This window comes from Clostridium cellulovorans 743B (assembly GCF_000145275.1).
Classification (GTDB): Bacteria; Bacillota; Clostridia; order Clostridiales; family Clostridiaceae; genus Clostridium_K; species Clostridium_K cellulovorans.
On record NC_014393.1, the window covers coordinates 2,616,800 to 2,635,754 of the forward strand.

Sequence of the window (18,955 nt, forward strand, 5' to 3'; positions counted from 1 at the left end):
CCTTTCTGCATTCCAATAATAATATAATTAGTTATTATTAACACCGTTCACTGGATTAATAGCATTAAACTCTTTATATTTATTTTCGATGAAATTTTCAATTTTCTTTTTAAATATTTCCTCATCAAAACTTTCTGCATGTTTTCTAATTTCATTTTTATCAAATTTCATTTTTTCAAACTGTATCAACGCATTTTTTAAAGATTCTTCTGTTTGATCTTCAAAAAACACACCTGTTCTCCCGTTAACTACAGTTTCTAAAGCACCACCTTTACCGTAAGCAATAACAGGTCTCCCACTAGCCATAGCTTCAAGAGGGGTTATTCCGAAATCCTCCTCACCTGGGAATATAAAAGCTCTACATTTAGCATAGTATTCTTTAATTACTTCATCTGATGCTCGGCCTAAAAATTTTATATTATCTTTGGCCATAGATTGTAGTTTTTCTCTATCCGGTCCATCACCTATTACAACTAATGGTAACCCTAAAGTATTAAAGACTTTCACTGCTAAATCTATTCTTTTATATTCTTGAAGTCTAGATACAACTAAAAAATATTCTTCATCAATATTCGAGATATTAAACAGGCTACATCTTACTGGAGGATGAATTACTATAGAATCACGTCTATAATGTTTTTTTATTCTACGTGCAACATTTTGGGAATTAGCAATAAAATAATCAACTCGATCTGCTGAAGCGTTATCCCACACCCTCATTGCAGATAAAAAATAATTGAGTATTTTGTTTAATAGCTTGCTTCTCCCTACCATTTTACCTGCATATTCATGTGAAAACTCCCATGCATATCTCATTGGAGAATGACAGTAACAAATATGTAAAGTTTCAGGTTTAGTTATAACACCTTTTGCTACACTAGAACTACTACTTAGAACCACATCGTAATTATTTAAATTAAAACTCTCAATTGCTGTAGGCATGAATGGAAATAATTTTCTGTGGTTTTTTATTTCCTTGTTTTTTTTCTGCAAAGAAGAAGTTATAATATTTGCATCCCTCAAAGGAGGATCTAATTTGCCTTTATTGCATAGAATAGTATATATTGGCGAATCGGGATATAACTCAAGAAAATTTGTTAATACCCTTTCTGCCCCTCCCATAAATGGTAACCAATCATGAACTAATGCCAATCTCATACTGCACACCACCTAAAATTTAATACTAGATTTGTATTAATTTAAACTTATCATTAAATCAACTAGTATATTGTAACATTTTATTATTATGTAAATCAAATAAATATTTATGTTCCTATTAAAGAAGGATATTTTATTAATCATTTTAAATATATGTACTAGAGTATGAAGAAATTGTGAATTAATTGGTTTTATTGGTTTGAATTGTATTATACATATATTTAAAAATTATATGTCTTAAAACATTCAAAATATTTCAATGTAATATACAAATAATTAGCATCTAATTTATTTATATATTACTCTTACTTAAATTACTCATTTAAGTGGCATGTATCATTTAAAGTAATTAAAAAAGGTTTTAAATCTGTATCAAAAACTAATTTAGTAATTGAAGTATTGTCCATAGCAATTTTATGGTACATATTAAAGCCTAAAGAAAAAATTCCTATAAGAGCAGCCTTTATTATTCCCCCATGAGCAACTATAGCAATAGTACTCCCTTTATTTTTTGATACTATATTAAGAATGCATTTCTTAGCACGCAATGCTGCATTTCCAATACTTAGTTCTCCACCACTAATTGGACATTCCTCCAAACCATTATGCCATTTGTGATAAAGCTCTGGATAATTCTCTTCAATTTCTTTATAAGTTAGACCTTGCCAATCACCATAATTCACTTCTTTCAATTCATCTTCTAAATGTAATTCCTTCTGGTTATAGTCTGCTAAAATTTTTGCTGTTTTATTCGCTCTTATAAGAGGACTACTGTATATACAATCAAATCCATCCTTTAATCGCTCTTTCAGTGCATCTGCTTGTAATAAGCCTTCCTCTGTTAAATCTATATCTTGGCAACCTTGTATTTTACCAAAATTGTTCCACTCTGTTTTTCCATGTCTAATTAGTAGTACAGTAGTTTTCATATATTCTCTATAACCTCACAAGTTCTTTTTATATCTTCATCACTATGAGCAGCTGATAAAAATATCGCTTCAAATTGTGATGGTGCAAGATAAATACCGTTGTCTAACATTTTACTAAAAAAGTAAGAATAAGCTATTGTATCTGATTTTAATGCTGAATCATAGCTATTCACTGGATCTTTAGTGAAAAATGTACATAGTAGTGAACCAATGCTATTAACTTGTATTGGCAGTCCTTTTCGTGAGGTAGTTTCAACTATGGTATTTTTTATAATATCCGCTTTTATATTAAGTTCTTTATATATATTAGGATTCCTTTTTAAAATTTCAATTGTCTTTATTCCCGCAGCAGTTGCTACTGGATTTCCAGAAAGTGTTCCTGCCTGATATACTGGACCAAGTGGTGCAACAAGACTCATTATATCCTTACGTCCTCCATAAGCGCCAACTGGCATACCACCGCCTATTATTTTTCCGAAAGTAGTTAAGTCTGGTTTGATTCCGTATAAACCTTGAGCACCTTCTAATCCTAATCTAAAACCTGTAATCACTTCATCAAATATTAAAAGTGAATCATTTTTCAAAGTTATATTTCTTAAAAATTCTAAAAAACCTTCCTCTGGTAATACTACGCCCATATTCGCAGCTACAGGCTCAACAATTACAGCTGCAATTTTGCCCTTATAGGTATCAAAAAGCTTTTCAACAGACTCTTTGTCATTGTATAGTGCTATTAATGTATTATCAGCAAAATCTTTCGGAACTCCTAAGCTATCAGGAATACTTTCTGTTAAAGCACCAGAACCTGCTTTTACTAAAAGACCATCAGAGTGCCCATGGTAACATCCTTTAAATTTTATAATCTTATCACGCTTAGTATAACCTCTAGCGACTCTAACAGCACTCATAACAGCTTCTGTTCCTGAACTCACTAAGCGTACCATTTCTATTGATGGAACTGTATCACATATTAAATCAGCTAGATCAATTTCTGCTTTTGTTGGTGCTCCAAAGGTCATCCCTTTCATTGCAGCTTTGATTACTGCTTCTTGTACTTCTTCATTACAATGTCCAAGAATATTGGGACCCCAAGAACAGACATAATCGATATATTCGTTTCCATCTACATCATATATCTTTGAACCTTTTGCATGATCAATAAATAAAGGAGTCCTGTTAACAGCTCTAAAAGCTCTAACAGGTGAATTCACTCCACCAGGTATATTTTGTTGTGCTTTTTTAAAAAACTCTAATGATTTATCTATTTTCATACTCTCTATTCCTTTATCCACTTTGCTGCATCAAGTGCATGATATGTAATTATTATTTTTGCTCCTGCTCTTTTTATAGCAAGGAGATTTTCCATAACGATTTTTCTTTCATCTATCCATCCATTCATAGCTGCGGCTTTTACCATTGAATACTCTCCACTAACATTATAGGCAGCTACAGGAACGTTTACTTCATCACTTACGACTTTAATTATATCAAGATATGCTAGTGCTGGTTTAACCATAACAATGTCAGCACCTTCCTCAATATCATAAAGAACTTCTCTTATTGCTTCAGTTTTGTTAGCACTGTCCATTTGATAAGTTTTTCTATCACCAAATTTCGGTGCTGATTCAGCAGCCTCTCTAAAAGGTGAATAATATCCTGAAGAATACTTTGCACTATATGACATAATGATTCTATCTTTAAAGCCGTTGTTATCTAAAGCTTCTCTAATTACCGCAACTCTACCATCCATCATATCCGATGGTGCGATAATATCAGCTCCAGCTTCAGCACAAGTAACTGCCATTTTAGCTAATAAAGGTAAAGTATCGTCATTTACAATAGCCTCTTCTTTTATAAGTCCACAATGGCCATGAGAAGTGTATTCACATAAGCATACATCAGCAATAACTACAAGGTCCTTATGCTTCTCTTTAATTATTCTTATAGCCTTTTGAACTATTCCATCTGGATTATATGCTTCACTACCAACCTCATCTTTATGTAATGGTATTCCAAATAATAAAACTGTTTTCACCCCAGATTCTACTATTTCATCTAAAAGTTCACCGATTCTATCCAAGGAATATTGATAAATTCCTGGCATGGAATTGATTGGATTTTTTATGTTGTCTCCTTCAATTACAAAAAAAGGATAAACAAGATCATTAATATTAACTTCTGTTTCTCTTACTAAAGCTCTTATATTATCACTAGATCGTAATCTTCTTGTTCTATTCATCGCTTATGCCTTCCTTCTCTTTTAATAATTCTATTATTCCACTAACACAATATTTCTTCGGCATAATATAGTTTTTTATATTATATTTTTCTAAAGTTTTAGCTGTCATTTCACCTATACAAATAATCTGTACATTTTTTAATATATTTAAATACTTAGTATCTAGGTTTTCATAAAAACCATTCACTCCTGATGCACTTAAAAATACTAGATAATCTAAATAATCTATTTCATTAAGGAGTTCTGTTCTTTTTTCAAAATCTTTAGATAAATAATATGTTTTAATTTCTTGATATTTTACTTTTCTTCCATCTAAAATGTCAGTTAATTCTTCTGAAGATTCCTCTGCTCTTAATAATAAGACAGTTTCATTTGGTAAAACTATATTACTAAGACCTTCGCCTAAGGATTTTGTCGTGAATTTTTCTGGTTTATAATCTGCTATGAATCCGTTATTTTTAAGTACCTCAGCGGTGCCATCTCCTACTACTGCAAATTTCACCTTTGAAAAACTTCTATAATCAACAAGATACTCTTTAGCTTTCTTAAAAAATATATCCACTCCATTTGGACTGGTAAAGACAAGCCAATTATAATCATTTAAATGCTTTAAAGCCTTAATAAGTTCTGTGTTATCTTGAAACTCACAAACCTTACTAAAGCTTAGATTAACGGCTTTCCCTCTTATTTTCTCGACTTCCTTCTGAAGCTTTTCCGTTGTTTTTGGAGTTCCTGTAATACCTATTCGCTTACCTTCCAGCACTTCCGTTTTATCTGTGATAAAATTTAAATTAACAACATCTCCAATTACCATGATAGCTGGAGCTTTTATCTCTTTCTCCTTTGCTTTTTCAACAATGGTAATAAGCTCAGCTTTAGTAACTCTTTGATTAATTGTTGTTCCTTTTTCTATTATTGCTATAGGTGTATTTGGCGATTTACCATTTTGTACAAGTGTATCTACAATAAACTTTAGATTTCCAATACCCATTAAAAATACCAAAGTACCCTTAACTTTAGCTAAAATTTTTAGCTCTTTTTCCAAATCAGAATAATCACCTTGTTCGTTTTCATATCTGTGGCCTGTTATTACATGAAAAGAGGTACTTACTCCTCTATGGGTTACAGGAATGCCTGCATATTCTGGGACTGCTATTGCTGAAGTTATTCCTGGTACAACTTCAAAGGGAATTTCATTTTTAATTAATTCTTGAATTTCTTCTCCGCCTCTTCCAAAGACAAAAGGGTCCCCACCTTTTAATCTTACTACATTCCTACCTTTTAATGCTTCCTCTACAATAATTTCATTTATTTTTTCCTGCTTTATAGCATGTTTGCCAACATCTTTACCTACATAGATATGATTAGCTTTCTCGTTTACAAAATTAATCATATCTGATGATACTAGCCTGTCGTATATAATTGTATCACATTCTTCAAGAAGTTTTTTTCCTTTAATCGTTAGTAATCCTACATCTCCAGGTCCTGCACCAACAAGGTATACTTTGCCATTTTTCTTCATCACTTCACCTCCTGTAATATTTCCTCTACAAGTTTTTCTGTAAGTTTTAATCGATTTTCTATAGAATCGCTTCCTTTTTTTCTAGAAACTTTTCCATTATGCTCATAAATAATGTCCAAGAATATTGTATCTTTATCTATAAAAGAGTAGGCTCCAATAGGTTCATTACAACCAGCATTAAGCTTTTTCATTACATATCTTTCAACTTCTAAAGAATACATTGCTTCTTCATTATGTATGCTATCCTTTAAAAAACTAAACTCCTCCTCAGCTCTTCCTTCAACTGCAATAATTCCTTGTCCACCAGCAGGTATAAAATCTTCAACGGATAAATAATTCAGATTAATTCTTTCATCATCTAATAATCCAAGCCTTTTTAATCCTGCAGCTGCTAAAATTATTCCATCGTATTCACCACTTATCAACTTTTCTAACCTTCTTTGAACATTTCCCCGCAAATCCTTAGTATCTACGTTATTTAGAAGCCTCTTGATTTGTAGTTTACGTCTAAGACTAGTAGTACCTATTAACTTATTTGTTTTGTTAAAATCATTTATAGTATCCTTGTTATTGGCTGTAACCAGTACGTCCCTTGGATCCTCTCGTTTTGTTACAGCTACTATTTTAAGGCCAGTTAAAAGATCCATTGGCATATCTTTTGCACTATGAACAGCTAAATCTATCTCACCACTTTTTATAGCCTTTTCAAATTCTGATACAAAGGCACCTTTTCCACCAAAGCTAAGGAGAGATTTATCTAATATTTCATCTCCTTTTGTACTCATCTCTACTACTTCACAATTGATTTCAGGATGTTTTTTCTTAATAGCATCAATTACTATATTTGTTTGCATCAAGGCTAGTTTACTTTTCCTTGTGCCAATTCTTATAATCTTCTTCATTTTTTTCTCCTTAATATTTATCAATGATTTTTAATACATCGATTTCTTTTATATCTCCTTCCCTCTGAAGCGCTAAAATAAGTAATTCCTTGTGTATCTTCTTTCTTTTAGACTCATCTTTAACAGTAGAGTTAATAAAATTTCTATAGTTTAATAATTGATCAGATACTTTTTCATAAAAATCTGGAATTAACTCTTTTATGTCTTTTTTAGTTTTCTTGACAGACTAGGGCTTCCTCCAGATGAAGTAATGCCTACAATTACAGCTCCACGTTTAACTACAGCAGGAAATAAAAATCCCTCTTGATTTTGATTTGCAGAATTCACATTTGTCCCCTTTTCGTTACATACATTAACTATTTCTTTATTTATGAATTCAGCATCTGTAGCAGCAATTACAAGGAATGCATCTTTTAAATACTTATCATCGTAACTACCCTCTATTAGAGTAATCTTATCACTAACTTCTTTTAGTTCCTGACAAAACTTTGGTGAAATAACTTTTATCTGTGGTTCAAAATTTAAAAGTGTTTTTATCTTTCTATAAGCTACGGGTCCACCACCGAAAACTACAACGATTTTATTTTTTAACTCAACAAACAAAGGAAAATATGCCATTTCGTTCTCCTTAATCTAAGATGATATTTTAAAGCCTTCTTAAAATAAAAAACATTACTCTGTTTAATTGTTTTTGTATATGTTCTTTAGCCTACTATTAGTAATAAAGAACTATTGAAAATCCTCTACTGCTCTTGAAATACATTTTATAAAGGTTTCCAATTCTTCCTTACTTGAATTATCTCTTATTGAATAAATTATATTTTCAATGGAATGGTCTTTAAAAACCTTAGATATCTTGTCCATATCGCCCATAAATTCTCTAAATATAAGCCATTTTTCAAAGTTATCTACTCCATCATTAATTATAATATCAGCAGCTTCAAGTTCCTTAAGTTTTCTAGCATTATTTTCTTTAGAAAGCTTATTAAAGTAATCTATATTATAAAGAGTAGAATTTTCAATAGTGCTGATTCTACCATCGATATCTGTTGGTACTGCTAAATCTATAAATAATCTGTCTTTTAGAGTTATAAATCTTTCTTCAACTTCTTCCTTTGTTAAAGTATAGTGCGGACTAGAAGTAGCACTTATCACTACATCTGCTCTATCTATGAATTTATATCGTTCCTCATAGTTTATCATCTCAATAAAAGGATATTTTATACATGTATCCTTAAAGCTATTATGGTTTCTAGTAGTTACAATAATCTTATTAGCTTTACAATTACATAGGTTCTTTAAAACCGTTCCCCCGATTTTACCTGAAGCTCCAATTATCATTATTACCTTATCTTCAGACTTTTCTATAAAATCTAAAGCGGCATTTGCAGCAAAGGTTCCTATAGAAACAGGAATCTTCGAGAGCAGGGTTTGAGTTTTTATTATTTTTGCATTTGTAATAGCTTCTCTAAATAAGACATTAAAGATTGTACTAGTGCAATTAACTTCTTTTGAAGTATTAAAAGCTTGTTTAACTTGTCCTAAAATTTCATCTTCACCGATAACCATAGAATCTATTCCACAAGCTACTCTGAAAAGATGAGTAATTGCGGCTCTATCAGTAAACACTCTAAAGTGTTTCATTAAAATTTTCATTTCAATATTTTTCGTAGATGCAAGAAATTTTTGAATAGAATCTATAGTATAATTGATATTCTCGGATTTTGAGCTAAAACATACTTCAGTTCTATTACAGGTTGATATTAATACACATTCATCAACAATCTTAGAATCCACTGCTTCCTTAATAAAATCTCTTTGTTCCTCTTGATTAAAAGATAATAAAGCCCTTATATGAACTGGTGCTGTTTTATGACTTATACTAATTATTCCTATACTCATAATAGGCTCCTTTTTCATTATATTTGGTGCGTATATTCTTCAATTAATGCATCATCAAAAGAGGGTATCTCATAATAAGCTTTTAGGGCGTAATCAAATAAATTTGATGCGATTATCGCTCCAGTTCCTTCGCCCATGCCCATAGATAGATCCAAAGCACCTTCAATATTTAAGGTTTCTAAAAGCATTCTTCCAGCTGGTTCTTTTGATACGTGAGATCCAAAAATATAATCTTTACATTTAGGTTGTAATTGAACAGCAATTAATGCTGCAATGGTAGTTATAAAACCATCCATAATTATTGGCTTTTTATACAATGCAGCCCCAAGGTAACAGCCAACTAACCCTGCAATATCAAATCCTCCAACCTTTGCTAGGACATCTATTGGATCTTCTTTTAATGGTTTATTTACTTCTAGGGCGGTTTTTATCACCTGAATTTTTCTTTTAAGTCCTTCTGTGGATAATCCAGCACCTCTACCTGTTACAGTTTCTACACTAGTATCTAACATAACAGAAGCAATGGCACTACTTGTAGTTGTATTACCTATACCCATTTCTCCAGTTATAAATAAATCATATTGGTCTTTTAATTCACCAACAACTTTTATTCCTACTTCAATTGCTTTTATAGCTTCTTCTCTTGTCATAGCTGGCCCATTAATTATATTATCGGTACCTTTTCTTATTTTATACTTTATCACATTATCTTCTTCGACATCTTCAAGTATTCCTATATCTATGGGAATAACTTCTGCTGATGCTACCTTTGAAAGAATGTTAATTGTTGATTTTCCCTTTGCCATATTTCGGACTACTTGAGCAGTAACTTCACTACCAGTTTGAGTAACTCCTTCTGAAACTACGCCATTATCTGCTGCCATAATTAATACAGCTTTTTTTTCAACCTTTGGAGTTAAAGTTCTATATATACCTGCTAATCTTGACACATATTCTTCTAAACGACCAAGACTATTAAGCGGTTTGCAAAGCTTGTCCCAACGTGATTCACAGGCTCTTATCATTCCTTTATCTATTTCTTCTATTTGTGCTATAGCTTCATATAGCTTCACACCCATCACCTCGATAATTTTTATTCCGTATTATATATTTTAATAAATAATCTTCATAGTGTACATTGTTTTTTAGTAATCACATAGATTTACTGTGTACGATTAGGCTTTATCACTTAGTTTTACCTCTAGAAATCTTATAATCAACATAAAACAACTTATCAAATCAAGATATAAACATTATTGGATCTTATATATTTATAGCGTTTATTACAGGGTGATTGTCTATAATTTCAAGAACACTATAACAACCATGATTAAATCTAAAATTCCAAAAACCTTCAATAGGTAACTTTAGCATACTTGAAATCAAAACTTTTAATGGACCTTCGTGAGAAACTATCAATATGTCTTTATTATAACTTACTATTGTATTGGTAGCTTCTACAACTCTATTATAAAAATCTATAAATTTTTCACCTTGTGGTGGTGCTACATTAATCCAATCTTTGCTCCAGAAACTAACTTCTTTAGGGTATTTTTTTGATATTTCCTTATAGCTTAACCCTTCAAAAACACCAAAATCTATTTCTGTCAACTTATTGTCAATTTCAATTTGATTTTCCTGTGCAATAATTTCAGCAGTTTTATATGCTCTAGAATATGGGCTAGTTATTATTTTATCAAATCTCACATCTTTAAGCTTTTCCCTTAAAATTTCACCTTGCCTTATTCCTGTTTCATTGAGAGGTACGTCAGTTGATCCCATGTAAACACCTTTTTTGTTGCATTCTGTTTCACCATGTCTAACTAAATATAATTTCACTGTAAGCTCCTTTTTAAATCGCCAAAATCAATAAAAATAGTACTTCTGCTAACTCTGAGCCAGCCCCTAAAATATCACCAGTAATGCCTCCGATTTTTTTCTCAATATATTTCCTAAATAAGAATATAAAGAATAAACAACCTAGGGTAGCTATAATTCCTATAACTTTAACACCGATAGTTGTTATTAAAGTTCCTAAAATACAGCATATAGCAGAATTTAATAGAGTAACTTTACCTATATAAATATTCCCAAGGCCATTCTCACGTGGATAATTAGCTTTATACATTAATATAGGTTGAACAAGTTTACCAACCACGGGCGAAAGAAAAATGGCAATAGGTATATTTCTCGATACTGATATCAAAAGAATTTTTAATATCAAATCAAAAATAATAGCTATTACACCATTAGTTCCCACTCTGCTATCTTTCATAATCTCAAGCATCACTTCTTTTTTTCTTGAGGAGTATATTGCATCAGCAGTGTCAGCTAATCCATCAATATGAAATGCTCCTGTTAAGCATAGGTAAGCTAAAACAGCGCATACTATCTGAAAGTAACCTGGAACTACATATCCTGCTAAATTATATACAATCAAATCAAAAGCTCCAAGAATCACACCGACTATTGGAAAATAAATTATACCTTTAGAAATATCATTTTCTTTTATATCAATATTTATATTAATAGGTATTCTTGTGAGAAATTGAATTGTTAATATTAGTGATTTAATCATCGTCTTTATCACCTTATCTTATCTGCTTGGTATATTAAAGCATTACATATTGCTGCTGCAACTGTGCTCCCACCTTTTCTGCCCTTTGATACAATGTATGGAATCTCTGTACTCATTATAAGTTCTTTAGATTCTACTACATTTACAAAGCCTACAGGAACTCCAATTATTAATTCTGGTTTGACTATTCCTTCGTTTATGAGTTCATATAATCTAATCAAAGCTGTTGGGGCATTTCCAATAGCAAATATTATCTTTCCTTTAAGCTGAGAACCACGTTCCATAGAAACGGCAGCTCTAGTAACCTGTCTTTTTTCAGCTTCCTTTGCTACATCCTCGTGAGCCATAAAGCAATTAACAGTACCACCTAATGCTTCCAAACGTTTTTTGTTTATACCAGAAGCAGCCATATTGGTGTCTGTAATGATTGATGCACCATTTCTTAGAGCTTCAATGGCAATCTTTGCACTATCTTCTGAAAAACATAAGTTATCGACATAATCAAAATCTGCAGTGGTATGTATTACCCTCTTTACAACTAAGTCTTCATATTCAGGAAATGTTTTTCCTTCTAGTTCTTCAGTAATTATCTCAAAGCTTCTTTTTTCTATTTCATTTGGTTTGACAATTTCAATTTTATTAAGCATTATTTAAACTTACCTTCCTATAATAACCTTTTATTTAGGTTAGTTTTCTATTCCTTTACGGCTTGGAATGCCTTTTTCAAAAGGATGTTTGATTTTTTTTATTTCTGATACATAATCAGCTAGTTCAATTAATTCTTCGCTAGGATTTCTACCTGTTAATACTACTTCTAAAGTCTTTGGCTTTTTATTTAAGAATTCTATAAGATTTTCTTCCTCAAAAACGTTATTTAGAATTGCATAAATTATTTCATCTAAAAATAAAAGTTCTGCATTGGTCTTCTGTACAAAATCTACTATTTCTTTAAACTTTTCATTGTAGTAATTTTTTAACTCTTCTTTTTCTTCTTCTGTCATAGTGAAGGTAAATTTCATTTTATCTTTACCTTCAATTCTCGTTATATTAGGAATTCTATTTAAGCTATCAATCTCGCTAGTAGTATTGTTTTTTAAAAACTGATAAATTACAACTTTTTTACCACTACCAGCGGCTCTTATACATAATCCCATTGCTGCAGTAGTTTTTCCTTTTCCATCACCACAATAAATGTGAACACATGAATCTTTCATCTAAACACCCTCCTCTAATATTTCATATACTTTTTTCATATCTATGGAATTTCTTATTAAATCGGCTAACTTATTATATTGCTCTTCTTTGTAGTCTTTAAGACTTAAGTTGTTTTCTTCTGATGTTATGCCTTTTTCATTCATTAATGTTTTAATTATACTCTTAGTCAATTCTTCGTTGTCAAAGATTCCATGAAGATAAGATCCCCAAACACTAAGATTTTCATTTCCGTATCCATCTATTCTTCCATCTTCTAATGTGATAATGGCTTTTGCAGTCCCTAGATTTTTTGTTCCTCCCATATGTATTTCATAACCAGAGATTTCTTTATTATAAACTTCGTAAATGTCTTCAGTTTTAGCCCAATAGCCTCTAGTTCTTGTTCTGACCTTGCTTTTTTCAAAGGTTGTTGATATGTCTAAAAGTCCCATTCCTCTCATTGAACCGCCATGTTCAATATTCAAAGGATCATGAAGTTCTTTCCCTAAGATTTGAAACCCTCCACATATTCCGATTATTTTAGTTCCCTCATTGACTAATCTTAAAATAGTTCCCTCAAGTCCACTTTCTCTTAAATAAGATAGATCCGCCATAGTATTCTTGGTACCTGGTAAAATTATCAAATCAGGCTTCCCTAATTCACTTTTATTTCTTACATATCTTAACGAAACTTCTTTAAATAATTCTAACACATTGAAATCAGTAAAATTTGATATATGAGGCAATTTGATGATAGCTATGTCTATACCTTCTTTAATTGAATACTTTGTAAGCCTTTCTGATAAACTATCTTCATCATCAATATAAATACTTTCGTAAGGAACAACACCAACAACTGGTACATGTACCTTTTCTTCAAGCATATCTAGACCAGGCTTCAATATTTCAACATCGCCTCTAAATTTATTTATGACGACGCCTTTCATCATCTTCTTTTCTTCTTCTTCCAGTAACATTATAGTACCATAAACCGATGCAAAGACACCGCCTCTATCTATATCTGCCACTAATAGAACTGGAGCATTGGCCATTTTAGCCATACCCATGTTTACAATATCATTTTCTTTAAGATTAATTTCCGCCGGACTTCCTGCACCTTCAATAACGATGATATCATATTCTTCCGTAAGAGAATCATAGGCTTTTTTCACTTCTGGAATTAAATTTGTTTTATTTCTAAAATAGTCACTTGCCTTCATATTGCCCATTACTTCACCATTGACAATTACTTGTGAACCCATAGTGCTTGTTGGCTTTAATAAAATTGGATTCATGGTTACCTTTGGTTCTATACCGGCAGCTTCTGCCTGCATTGCTTGAGCTCTTCCAATCTCCAATCCATCCGAGGTTATGTATGAATTCAAAGCCATATTCTGAGATTTAAATGGAGCTACCTTATATCCATCTTGCATAAATACACGACATAAACCAGCAGTTATAAAGGTTTTACCTGAATTAGACATTGTACCTTGTATCATTATTGCTTTTGCACTCATCTCTATCACCTTTGCTTTTATTACTTTAATGCTTCTCTTAATGCTTCTATTAATTTTTCGTTTTCATCAGATTTTTTCACAGCAACCCTATAATAGGATTCATTCATGTTTGGATAATTGCTACAGCTTCTTATCATTATTCCCTTTTTTATAAGCTTACTCTTTAAATCTATATTGCTACTTACTTTGAACAATATATAATTAGCTTTTGAATCAAAAACCTTTAATCCTAGCTTTTTTAGATTCTCTAAAAGATAACTTCTCTGAGTTTTTACATATTCTTTAACATCATTTTTATATTTATCTTCTTTTAAAGCCTCGATTCCAGCCTCCTGAGCCAAGCTATTAACAGACCAAGCTTGTCCCGAACTGTTTACCTTAGCTACTATTCCTAAGTTACCTGTAATTCCATACCCAAGTCTAATTCCAGGGATAGCATACAACTTAGTAAAAGATTTTAATATAAATAAATTATCATATTCAGAAATAAATTTTTTCATAGAAAAATCTTCATAGTTTTCTATAAACTCTAAAAAACACTCATCTACTAGTAATAGACATTTGCAAGCTTTTGCTTTTTCAAGGATTCTTATAAGTAATTCTTTTTTTGTTACAAGCCCTGTAGGATTGTTTGGATTGCAGATTACTATCATATCTATATCTTCTGAAATTTTATCGATAAAGTTTTCTTTTACTTCAAAATCTTTGTCCATTATGTAATATTCAACTTTTGTTTCTACAGCGTTAAAGGCTTCTTCATATTCTAAAAAAGTTGGAATTGGTATTAAAGCTTTCTTTGGCTTAACTCCATAAACTAACCGATAAAGAACGTCAGCAGCTCCATTTCCACAGGCTATAAATTTTGTATCTATATCTTCAGTTCTACTTATAGCTTCCTTTAACTTTCTACACAAAGGATCAGGGTAATTTATAGCCTTTTTTATACCTCTAACCAAAGCATCTTCAACATTTTTAGGTATGCCAAAAGGGCTTATATTCGCTGAAAAATCTATCAAATCTTCTTCTTTCATACCAGCTTCTAAAGCTGCTGTATATATATCTCCACCATGCAACATTGATGATCTCCTTTTGATTAAATGTTATAAATATTTCTTCATTTATCCTTGCTAATTACTAGCTTCAATTCTTCTAAAGTTTTTGGATAACATTCAGTTTCATTTATCAAGTTATACTTTGACAGTTCTTTGTATATTTCAAAAATCTTAGGTTTACATAACTTCGATTCTTCTATTAAATTATCGTCATTAAATATTTTATAGGGATTGTTGTCACCAATTATTCTTCCATCATGAAACACCACAATTCTATCTGCCCAACTATAAGCAAAATCCATATCGTGGGTTGATAAAATAATTGTTTTCCCTAAAGCATGTAATTGTTCTAAAATACGATATAGATTTTTTGAATTACAAGGATCTAGTGAAGCAGTAGGCTCATCAAAAATTATAAGTTCTGGATCCATAACTAAAACATCAGCTATTGTTACCTTCTTTTTTTGACCACCACTAAGATAATGAGGTGTTTTTTCTTTAAGCTTTTCTATATTTAAATTAATTAATACTTCATCTACTTTTTTAATAACTTCCTCTTCTGTATCCCCTAGATTTAATGGTCCAAAAGCTACTTCTGTATAAACCGTTGGTGCAAATATTTGGTTATCAGGATCTTGGAACACTATACCTACATTCTTTCTTAATTTTTGTAGGTACCTTTTATTATATTGTACAGGCTCGTTTTTATATAAAACTTTTCCTTTGGAAGGTTTATTGATTCCATTAAGAGTTAAGAAAAAAGAGGATTTCCCAGCACCATTGGATCCTAAGATGGCTAACTTTTCTCCTCTATGTATACAAAAGTCAATCCCTTTTAGAGCCTTAGTTCCATCAGAATACTCATATTCAAGTTCTTCAATTTCTATTAATTTTTCCATAATCCGCTCCTTTCTAAACTCTATTTTAAATAAAAATCCCATAGAAAAAATCACTCTATCTATGTTAGCTTAATTATCTTACTTAATTAAGACAACTTTGCAATTAGTAAAATAGAAATTAAATATCCAAAAGCAAAAATATAATAGCTTATAGGACATATTTTATTAATCTTTAACAATCTGATTTCGCCATTAAATAAACGTGCTTCCATGGAATTATATAGATCCTCTGAATGTTTAAATGCCTTAATAAATAAACTAGTTGCAAGCATTGTTGTTGAGTTATAACTGGTTTTTAAATTTTTATACCCAAGCCTAATATTTTGAGCACATCTGATAGTTTCCATAGCTTCAAGCAAAATAAAAATGAAGTTATACATTATAAGCATTATCTCAGTAAGAAATTTAGGAATTCTTATTTTATTTAAAAAGTGAATTATTTCAAATAAAGGAGTTGTAAGAGAAATAAAATATAAGCAAACTACAGAAGCTAAAGCTTTGAAAAATAACTCGAAGCCTAAAATGAGATTCTCTCTTGATATTGATAGAAAATAGCTACTAAAACGAATATTCACTATGCCAATTGGATTTCTGGTTACAGATATCAATACTGTAGCTATACTGATAATCAGAAAAATTAAAGGAATTCTTAATAGCCTCAAATAAGTTTCCATTTTTACTCCAGAGATTTTTATAGTAATAAACGTAATTGTTACAAAAATAGTTAATGACAAAAATAATTTATTACCACATAAACAGATACATAAGAGTATTAGTCCAAAAAAAATCTTAGGAGTAGCTTCTATATTTCTAAGTTTTGAATCATTTGCACATTTATCAATAATATTCATAACTTCTTCTTACTTTCTATAAAATATTTGTTAACTAAATTTGTTTGTAATTAGTTTTCATTGAATTTCTTTATTTTGGTCTTGCTTCTTTTCACTTTTTTGTGTTTTATGAATGCCTCTCATATAACCAATACCATAACCTATAACCCCCGCACCAATAGCAGCTTGTAATGCAAATATAAAACTCTCCATTTCACCGCTTGGTGGTTTCCAAATTGACTTTATCCAAGGCTTATAGTCAGGATTTGTTTGAGAAATCATGTTTTCTGCAACAGTATCAGTTCCTTGAAATTCACTGTTTTTTATAAATACTACTGGTATCGAGATTATTAGCACCAATAGTAGGATTAACAAAACTACTGACTTTTTTTTCATTATAGCTCTGCCTCCTCACTATTATTTAATATACCTAATTTCCCCAACTCTTTACTGCTGTATTTAGCTATGACATTAAAAATAAGAACTGTTAATATTCCTTCTGCAATAGCTATTGGAATTTGTGTGATAGCAAATACACCTAAATACCTTTCGATAGACGCAAAAATTCCATCATACTCTAATGGATGGTCTATACCAAGCTGAATTGCAGTAATACAATAAGTAAAAAGATCTCCAACTGTTGCTGAAAAAAATATATTTATGTTTTGTGGTATTTTAATTTTTTGAAGTATTTTATAAACTCCATAGGCCATTAATGGTCCCATAACAGCCATTGCAAAACTGTTAGCACCTAAAGTTGATATTCCACCATGTGCTAATAGTAATGCTTGAAATAACAACACGATAACACCTAAAACTGTTGTTATAGCTGGTCCAAATAATATGGTACTTAAGCCAATTCCAGTTGGATGTGAGGAAGTTCCGGTAAATGATGGAAGTTTTAGAGCTGATAGAATAAATATAAAGGCACCAGCCATAGCAAAGAGCAATTTAATTCTTTGATCATCACTAACGACCTTTTTAACATTTAAAGATCCCTTTATTAAAAATGGAAGCACAAGGATACCCCAAATAATACACCACTTAGGCGATAAATAGCCTTCCATTATATGCATTGCATTAGCAACTGGCATAACAGTAAAGATTAAAACCCCTAAAAAAGCAATAATTTTTACTGATAATGTTGCATTTTTTTTCATACTTTCACCTAATTTCATATTATCTCATTAACACGCTATATCGTAATAAACAAACAATAACAATGGCTATTATTGAAGTGCCGTATAATAAGTTATTTGCTTTTTTTATGGTTTCGCAATCTATTGCTTTATTAGCATCTCCAATAGTTTTTTTATGTACCAACTTCCCAAAATAATAATTATCTCCTCCAAGTTTAATACCTAAAGCTCCTGCACAAGCCGCTTCAGTTTGTGCACTATTAGGACTTGAGTGATTATATCTATCTCTTAAGAAAATTCTTGTAGCTTCTTTAAAATCATAGCCAAGAAAAAGTGCTGCAAGAATCAGAAAAATTCCTGCTATTCTGGAAGGTAAAAAGTTAGCCACATCATCTAATTTTGCTGCAATTCTTCCAAAATACAAATACTTGTCATTTTTATAGCCTATTGAAGAATCTAAAGTGTTTATAGCTTTATATAAAATTCCAAAAGGTGCACCTCCAATTGCCATAAAAAGAAGAGGGGCGATTACTCCATCAGAAGTATTTTCTGCTATTGTCTCTACGGTAGCTCTTGCAACAGCTTCTTCATTTAGATGCTCAGTATCTCTTCCTACTAAGTAACTAAGCTTTATTCTTGCCTCAGGAAGATTATTATTTTTAAGTTCACTATATACTTTCATAGTTTCTTGCTTTAAGCATTTTGTGGCTAACACCTGATAGATAATAATAATCTCACCTAAATCTCTTAAATAGTTATTGATTAATCCTAAAAGAAATAAAATTAAATAGCAAACACCCGTAGAAATAGAAACTACAGATAAAGTAGTAATTCCACCTGCTATAATTTGTCCATTTTTTGTATCTTTAAATTTAGGCCTTAAAACTTTTTCACATTTTCCTATTAACCATCCAATATATCTTACTGGATGCGGTATGCTTATTGGATCTCCAAAAATTAAGTCTAATATAAAGCCTAGTAATAACTTCATGGTAAGTGACATAGTTTTCTGCTCCTCTTTGTCTTATATTTCCTCACTTCACCGATAAGTTGTTTAAAGTATTATCCAGAAGGAGTTTTCTTAAAAACTTCAG

General features: G+C 31.0%; 20 protein-coding genes. All 20 read right to left on the reverse strand.

Annotation, left to right across the window (positions count from 1 at the left end):
* Positions 1-27 precede the first annotated feature (27 nt).
* Entirely contained in the window at positions 28-1,158 is a 1,131-nt protein-coding gene (locus CLOCEL_RS11035; RefSeq protein ID WP_010076833.1) for a glycosyltransferase, read from the reverse strand.
* A 314-nt stretch (positions 1,159-1,472) separates the two neighbouring features.
* Entirely contained in the window at positions 1,473-2,087 is a 615-nt protein-coding gene (locus CLOCEL_RS11040; RefSeq protein ID WP_010076832.1) for a histidine phosphatase family protein, read from the reverse strand.
* Positions 2,084-3,352 carry a glutamate-1-semialdehyde 2,1-aminomutase gene (hemL, locus tag CLOCEL_RS11045; RefSeq protein WP_423200083.1) on the reverse strand — a complete coding sequence of 423 codons (1,269 nt, stop codon included), beginning with the start codon at positions 3,350-3,352 and terminating at the stop codon, positions 2,084-2,086. Before hemL ends, CLOCEL_RS11040 begins: the two co-directional genes overlap by 4 nt.
* Positions 3,353-3,363: 11 nt before the next feature.
* On the reverse strand, positions 3,364-4,326 hold the full coding sequence (hemB, locus tag CLOCEL_RS11050; protein WP_010076830.1) for a porphobilinogen synthase: 963 nt from the start codon (positions 4,324-4,326) through the stop codon (positions 3,364-3,366).
* Positions 4,319-5,848, reverse strand: a complete 1,530-nt coding sequence (gene cobA, locus CLOCEL_RS11055) for a uroporphyrinogen-III C-methyltransferase (RefSeq protein WP_010076829.1) — start codon at positions 5,846-5,848, stop codon at positions 4,319-4,321. The genes hemB and cobA overlap by 8 nt, the downstream gene beginning before the upstream one ends.
* Positions 5,848-6,750, reverse strand: coding sequence for a hydroxymethylbilane synthase (gene hemC / locus CLOCEL_RS11060; protein ID WP_010076828.1), 903 nt, complete (start codon positions 6,748-6,750; stop codon positions 5,848-5,850). Before hemC ends, cobA begins: the two co-directional genes overlap by 1 nt.
* Before the next feature lie 198 nt (positions 6,751-6,948).
* Positions 6,949-7,368, reverse strand: coding sequence for a precorrin-2 dehydrogenase/sirohydrochlorin ferrochelatase family protein (locus CLOCEL_RS11065; protein WP_013291729.1), 420 nt, complete (start codon positions 7,366-7,368; stop codon positions 6,949-6,951).
* Positions 7,369-7,479: 111 nt separating this feature from the next.
* The gene (gene hemA / locus CLOCEL_RS11070; RefSeq protein ID WP_010076826.1) at positions 7,480-8,652 is read right to left on the reverse strand and encodes a glutamyl-tRNA reductase; all 1,173 of its coding nucleotides are present in this window, start codon (positions 8,650-8,652) and stop codon (positions 7,480-7,482) included.
* Between the two features lie 17 nt (positions 8,653-8,669).
* Complete coding sequence (gene cobT, locus CLOCEL_RS11075) at positions 8,670-9,725, reverse strand: nicotinate-nucleotide--dimethylbenzimidazole phosphoribosyltransferase (protein WP_010076825.1); 1,056 nt, start codon at positions 9,723-9,725, stop codon at positions 8,670-8,672.
* Positions 9,726-9,915: 190 nt separating this feature from the next.
* On the reverse strand, positions 9,916-10,491 hold the full coding sequence (gene cobC / locus CLOCEL_RS11080; RefSeq protein WP_010076824.1) for an alpha-ribazole phosphatase: 576 nt from the start codon (positions 10,489-10,491) through the stop codon (positions 9,916-9,918).
* Positions 10,492-10,504: 13 nt separating this feature from the next.
* Entirely contained in the window at positions 10,505-11,230 is a 726-nt protein-coding gene (gene cobS, locus CLOCEL_RS11085) for an adenosylcobinamide-GDP ribazoletransferase (protein ID WP_010076823.1), read from the reverse strand.
* Between the two features lie 8 nt (positions 11,231-11,238).
* Positions 11,239-11,877 carry a precorrin-8X methylmutase gene (locus CLOCEL_RS11090; protein ID WP_010076822.1) on the reverse strand — a complete coding sequence of 213 codons (639 nt, stop codon included), beginning with the start codon at positions 11,875-11,877 and terminating at the stop codon, positions 11,239-11,241.
* A 39-nt stretch (positions 11,878-11,916) separates the two neighbouring features.
* Positions 11,917-12,444 carry a cob(I)yrinic acid a,c-diamide adenosyltransferase gene (locus CLOCEL_RS11095; RefSeq protein ID WP_013291730.1) on the reverse strand — a complete coding sequence of 176 codons (528 nt, stop codon included), beginning with the start codon at positions 12,442-12,444 and terminating at the stop codon, positions 11,917-11,919.
* On the reverse strand, positions 12,445-13,941 hold the full coding sequence (locus CLOCEL_RS11100; RefSeq protein WP_010076819.1) for a cobyric acid synthase: 1,497 nt from the start codon (positions 13,939-13,941) through the stop codon (positions 12,445-12,447). It abuts the gene before it with no gap.
* A gap of 20 nt (positions 13,942-13,961) precedes the next feature.
* Entirely contained in the window at positions 13,962-15,017 is a 1,056-nt protein-coding gene (gene cobD, locus CLOCEL_RS11105; protein ID WP_010076818.1) for a threonine-phosphate decarboxylase CobD, read from the reverse strand.
* Positions 15,018-15,055: 38 nt separating this feature from the next.
* On the reverse strand, positions 15,056-15,892 hold the full coding sequence (locus CLOCEL_RS11110) for an energy-coupling factor ABC transporter ATP-binding protein (RefSeq protein WP_010076817.1): 837 nt from the start codon (positions 15,890-15,892) through the stop codon (positions 15,056-15,058).
* Positions 15,893-15,978: 86 nt separating this feature from the next.
* Positions 15,979-16,743 carry a cobalt ECF transporter T component CbiQ gene (cbiQ, locus tag CLOCEL_RS11115; protein WP_010076816.1) on the reverse strand — a complete coding sequence of 255 codons (765 nt, stop codon included), beginning with the start codon at positions 16,741-16,743 and terminating at the stop codon, positions 15,979-15,981.
* Positions 16,744-16,800: 57 nt separating this feature from the next.
* Entirely contained in the window at positions 16,801-17,118 is a 318-nt protein-coding gene (locus CLOCEL_RS11120) for an energy-coupling factor ABC transporter substrate-binding protein (RefSeq protein ID WP_010076815.1), read from the reverse strand.
* Positions 17,118-17,900, reverse strand: a complete 783-nt coding sequence (locus CLOCEL_RS11125) for an energy-coupling factor ABC transporter permease (protein WP_010076814.1) — start codon at positions 17,898-17,900, stop codon at positions 17,118-17,120. The genes CLOCEL_RS11120 and CLOCEL_RS11125 overlap by 1 nt, the downstream gene beginning before the upstream one ends.
* 1 nt (position 17,901) lies before the next feature.
* Positions 17,902-18,864, reverse strand: coding sequence for an adenosylcobinamide-phosphate synthase CbiB (gene cbiB, locus CLOCEL_RS11130; RefSeq protein ID WP_010076813.1), 963 nt, complete (start codon positions 18,862-18,864; stop codon positions 17,902-17,904).
* Positions 18,865-18,955 lie beyond the last annotated feature (91 nt).

Coding starts and splice junctions, on each gene's coding strand:
- CLOCEL_RS11035 (WP_010076833.1), bottom strand. CDS start 1,158: ATGAGATTGGCATTAGTTCATGATTGGTTACCATTTATGGGAGGGGCA.
- CLOCEL_RS11040 (WP_010076832.1), bottom strand. CDS start 2,087: ATGAAAACTACTGTACTACTAATTAGACATGGAAAAACAGAGTGGAAC.
- hemB (WP_010076830.1), bottom strand. CDS start 4,326: ATGAATAGAACAAGAAGATTACGATCTAGTGATAATATAAGAGCTTTA.
- cobA (WP_010076829.1), bottom strand. CDS start 5,848: ATGAAGAAAAATGGCAAAGTATACCTTGTTGGTGCAGGACCTGGAGAT.
- hemC (WP_010076828.1), bottom strand. CDS start 6,750: ATGAAGAAGATTATAAGAATTGGCACAAGGAAAAGTAAACTAGCCTTG.
- CLOCEL_RS11065 (WP_013291729.1), bottom strand. CDS start 7,368: ATGGCATATTTTCCTTTGTTTGTTGAGTTAAAAAATAAAATCGTTGTA.
- hemA (WP_010076826.1), bottom strand. CDS start 8,652: ATGAGTATAGGAATAATTAGTATAAGTCATAAAACAGCACCAGTTCAT.
- cobS (WP_010076823.1), bottom strand. CDS start 11,230: ATGATTAAATCACTAATATTAACAATTCAATTTCTCACAAGAATACCT.
- CLOCEL_RS11090 (WP_010076822.1), bottom strand. CDS start 11,877: ATGCTTAATAAAATTGAAATTGTCAAACCAAATGAAATAGAAAAAAGA.
- CLOCEL_RS11095 (WP_013291730.1), bottom strand. CDS start 12,444: ATGAAAGATTCATGTGTTCACATTTATTGTGGTGATGGAAAAGGAAAA.
- CLOCEL_RS11100 (WP_010076819.1), bottom strand. CDS start 13,941: ATGAGTGCAAAAGCAATAATGATACAAGGTACAATGTCTAATTCAGGT.
- cobD (WP_010076818.1), bottom strand. CDS start 15,017: ATGTTGCATGGTGGAGATATATATACAGCAGCTTTAGAAGCTGGTATG.
- CLOCEL_RS11110 (WP_010076817.1), bottom strand. CDS start 15,892: ATGGAAAAATTAATAGAAATTGAAGAACTTGAATATGAGTATTCTGAT.
- cbiQ (WP_010076816.1), bottom strand. CDS start 16,743: ATGAATATTATTGATAAATGTGCAAATGATTCAAAACTTAGAAATATA.
- CLOCEL_RS11120 (WP_010076815.1), bottom strand. CDS start 17,118: ATGAAAAAAAAGTCAGTAGTTTTGTTAATCCTACTATTGGTGCTAATA.
- CLOCEL_RS11125 (WP_010076814.1), bottom strand. CDS start 17,900: ATGAAATTAGGTGAAAGTATGAAAAAAAATGCAACATTATCAGTAAAA.
- cbiB (WP_010076813.1), bottom strand. CDS start 18,864: ATGTCACTTACCATGAAGTTATTACTAGGCTTTATATTAGACTTAATT.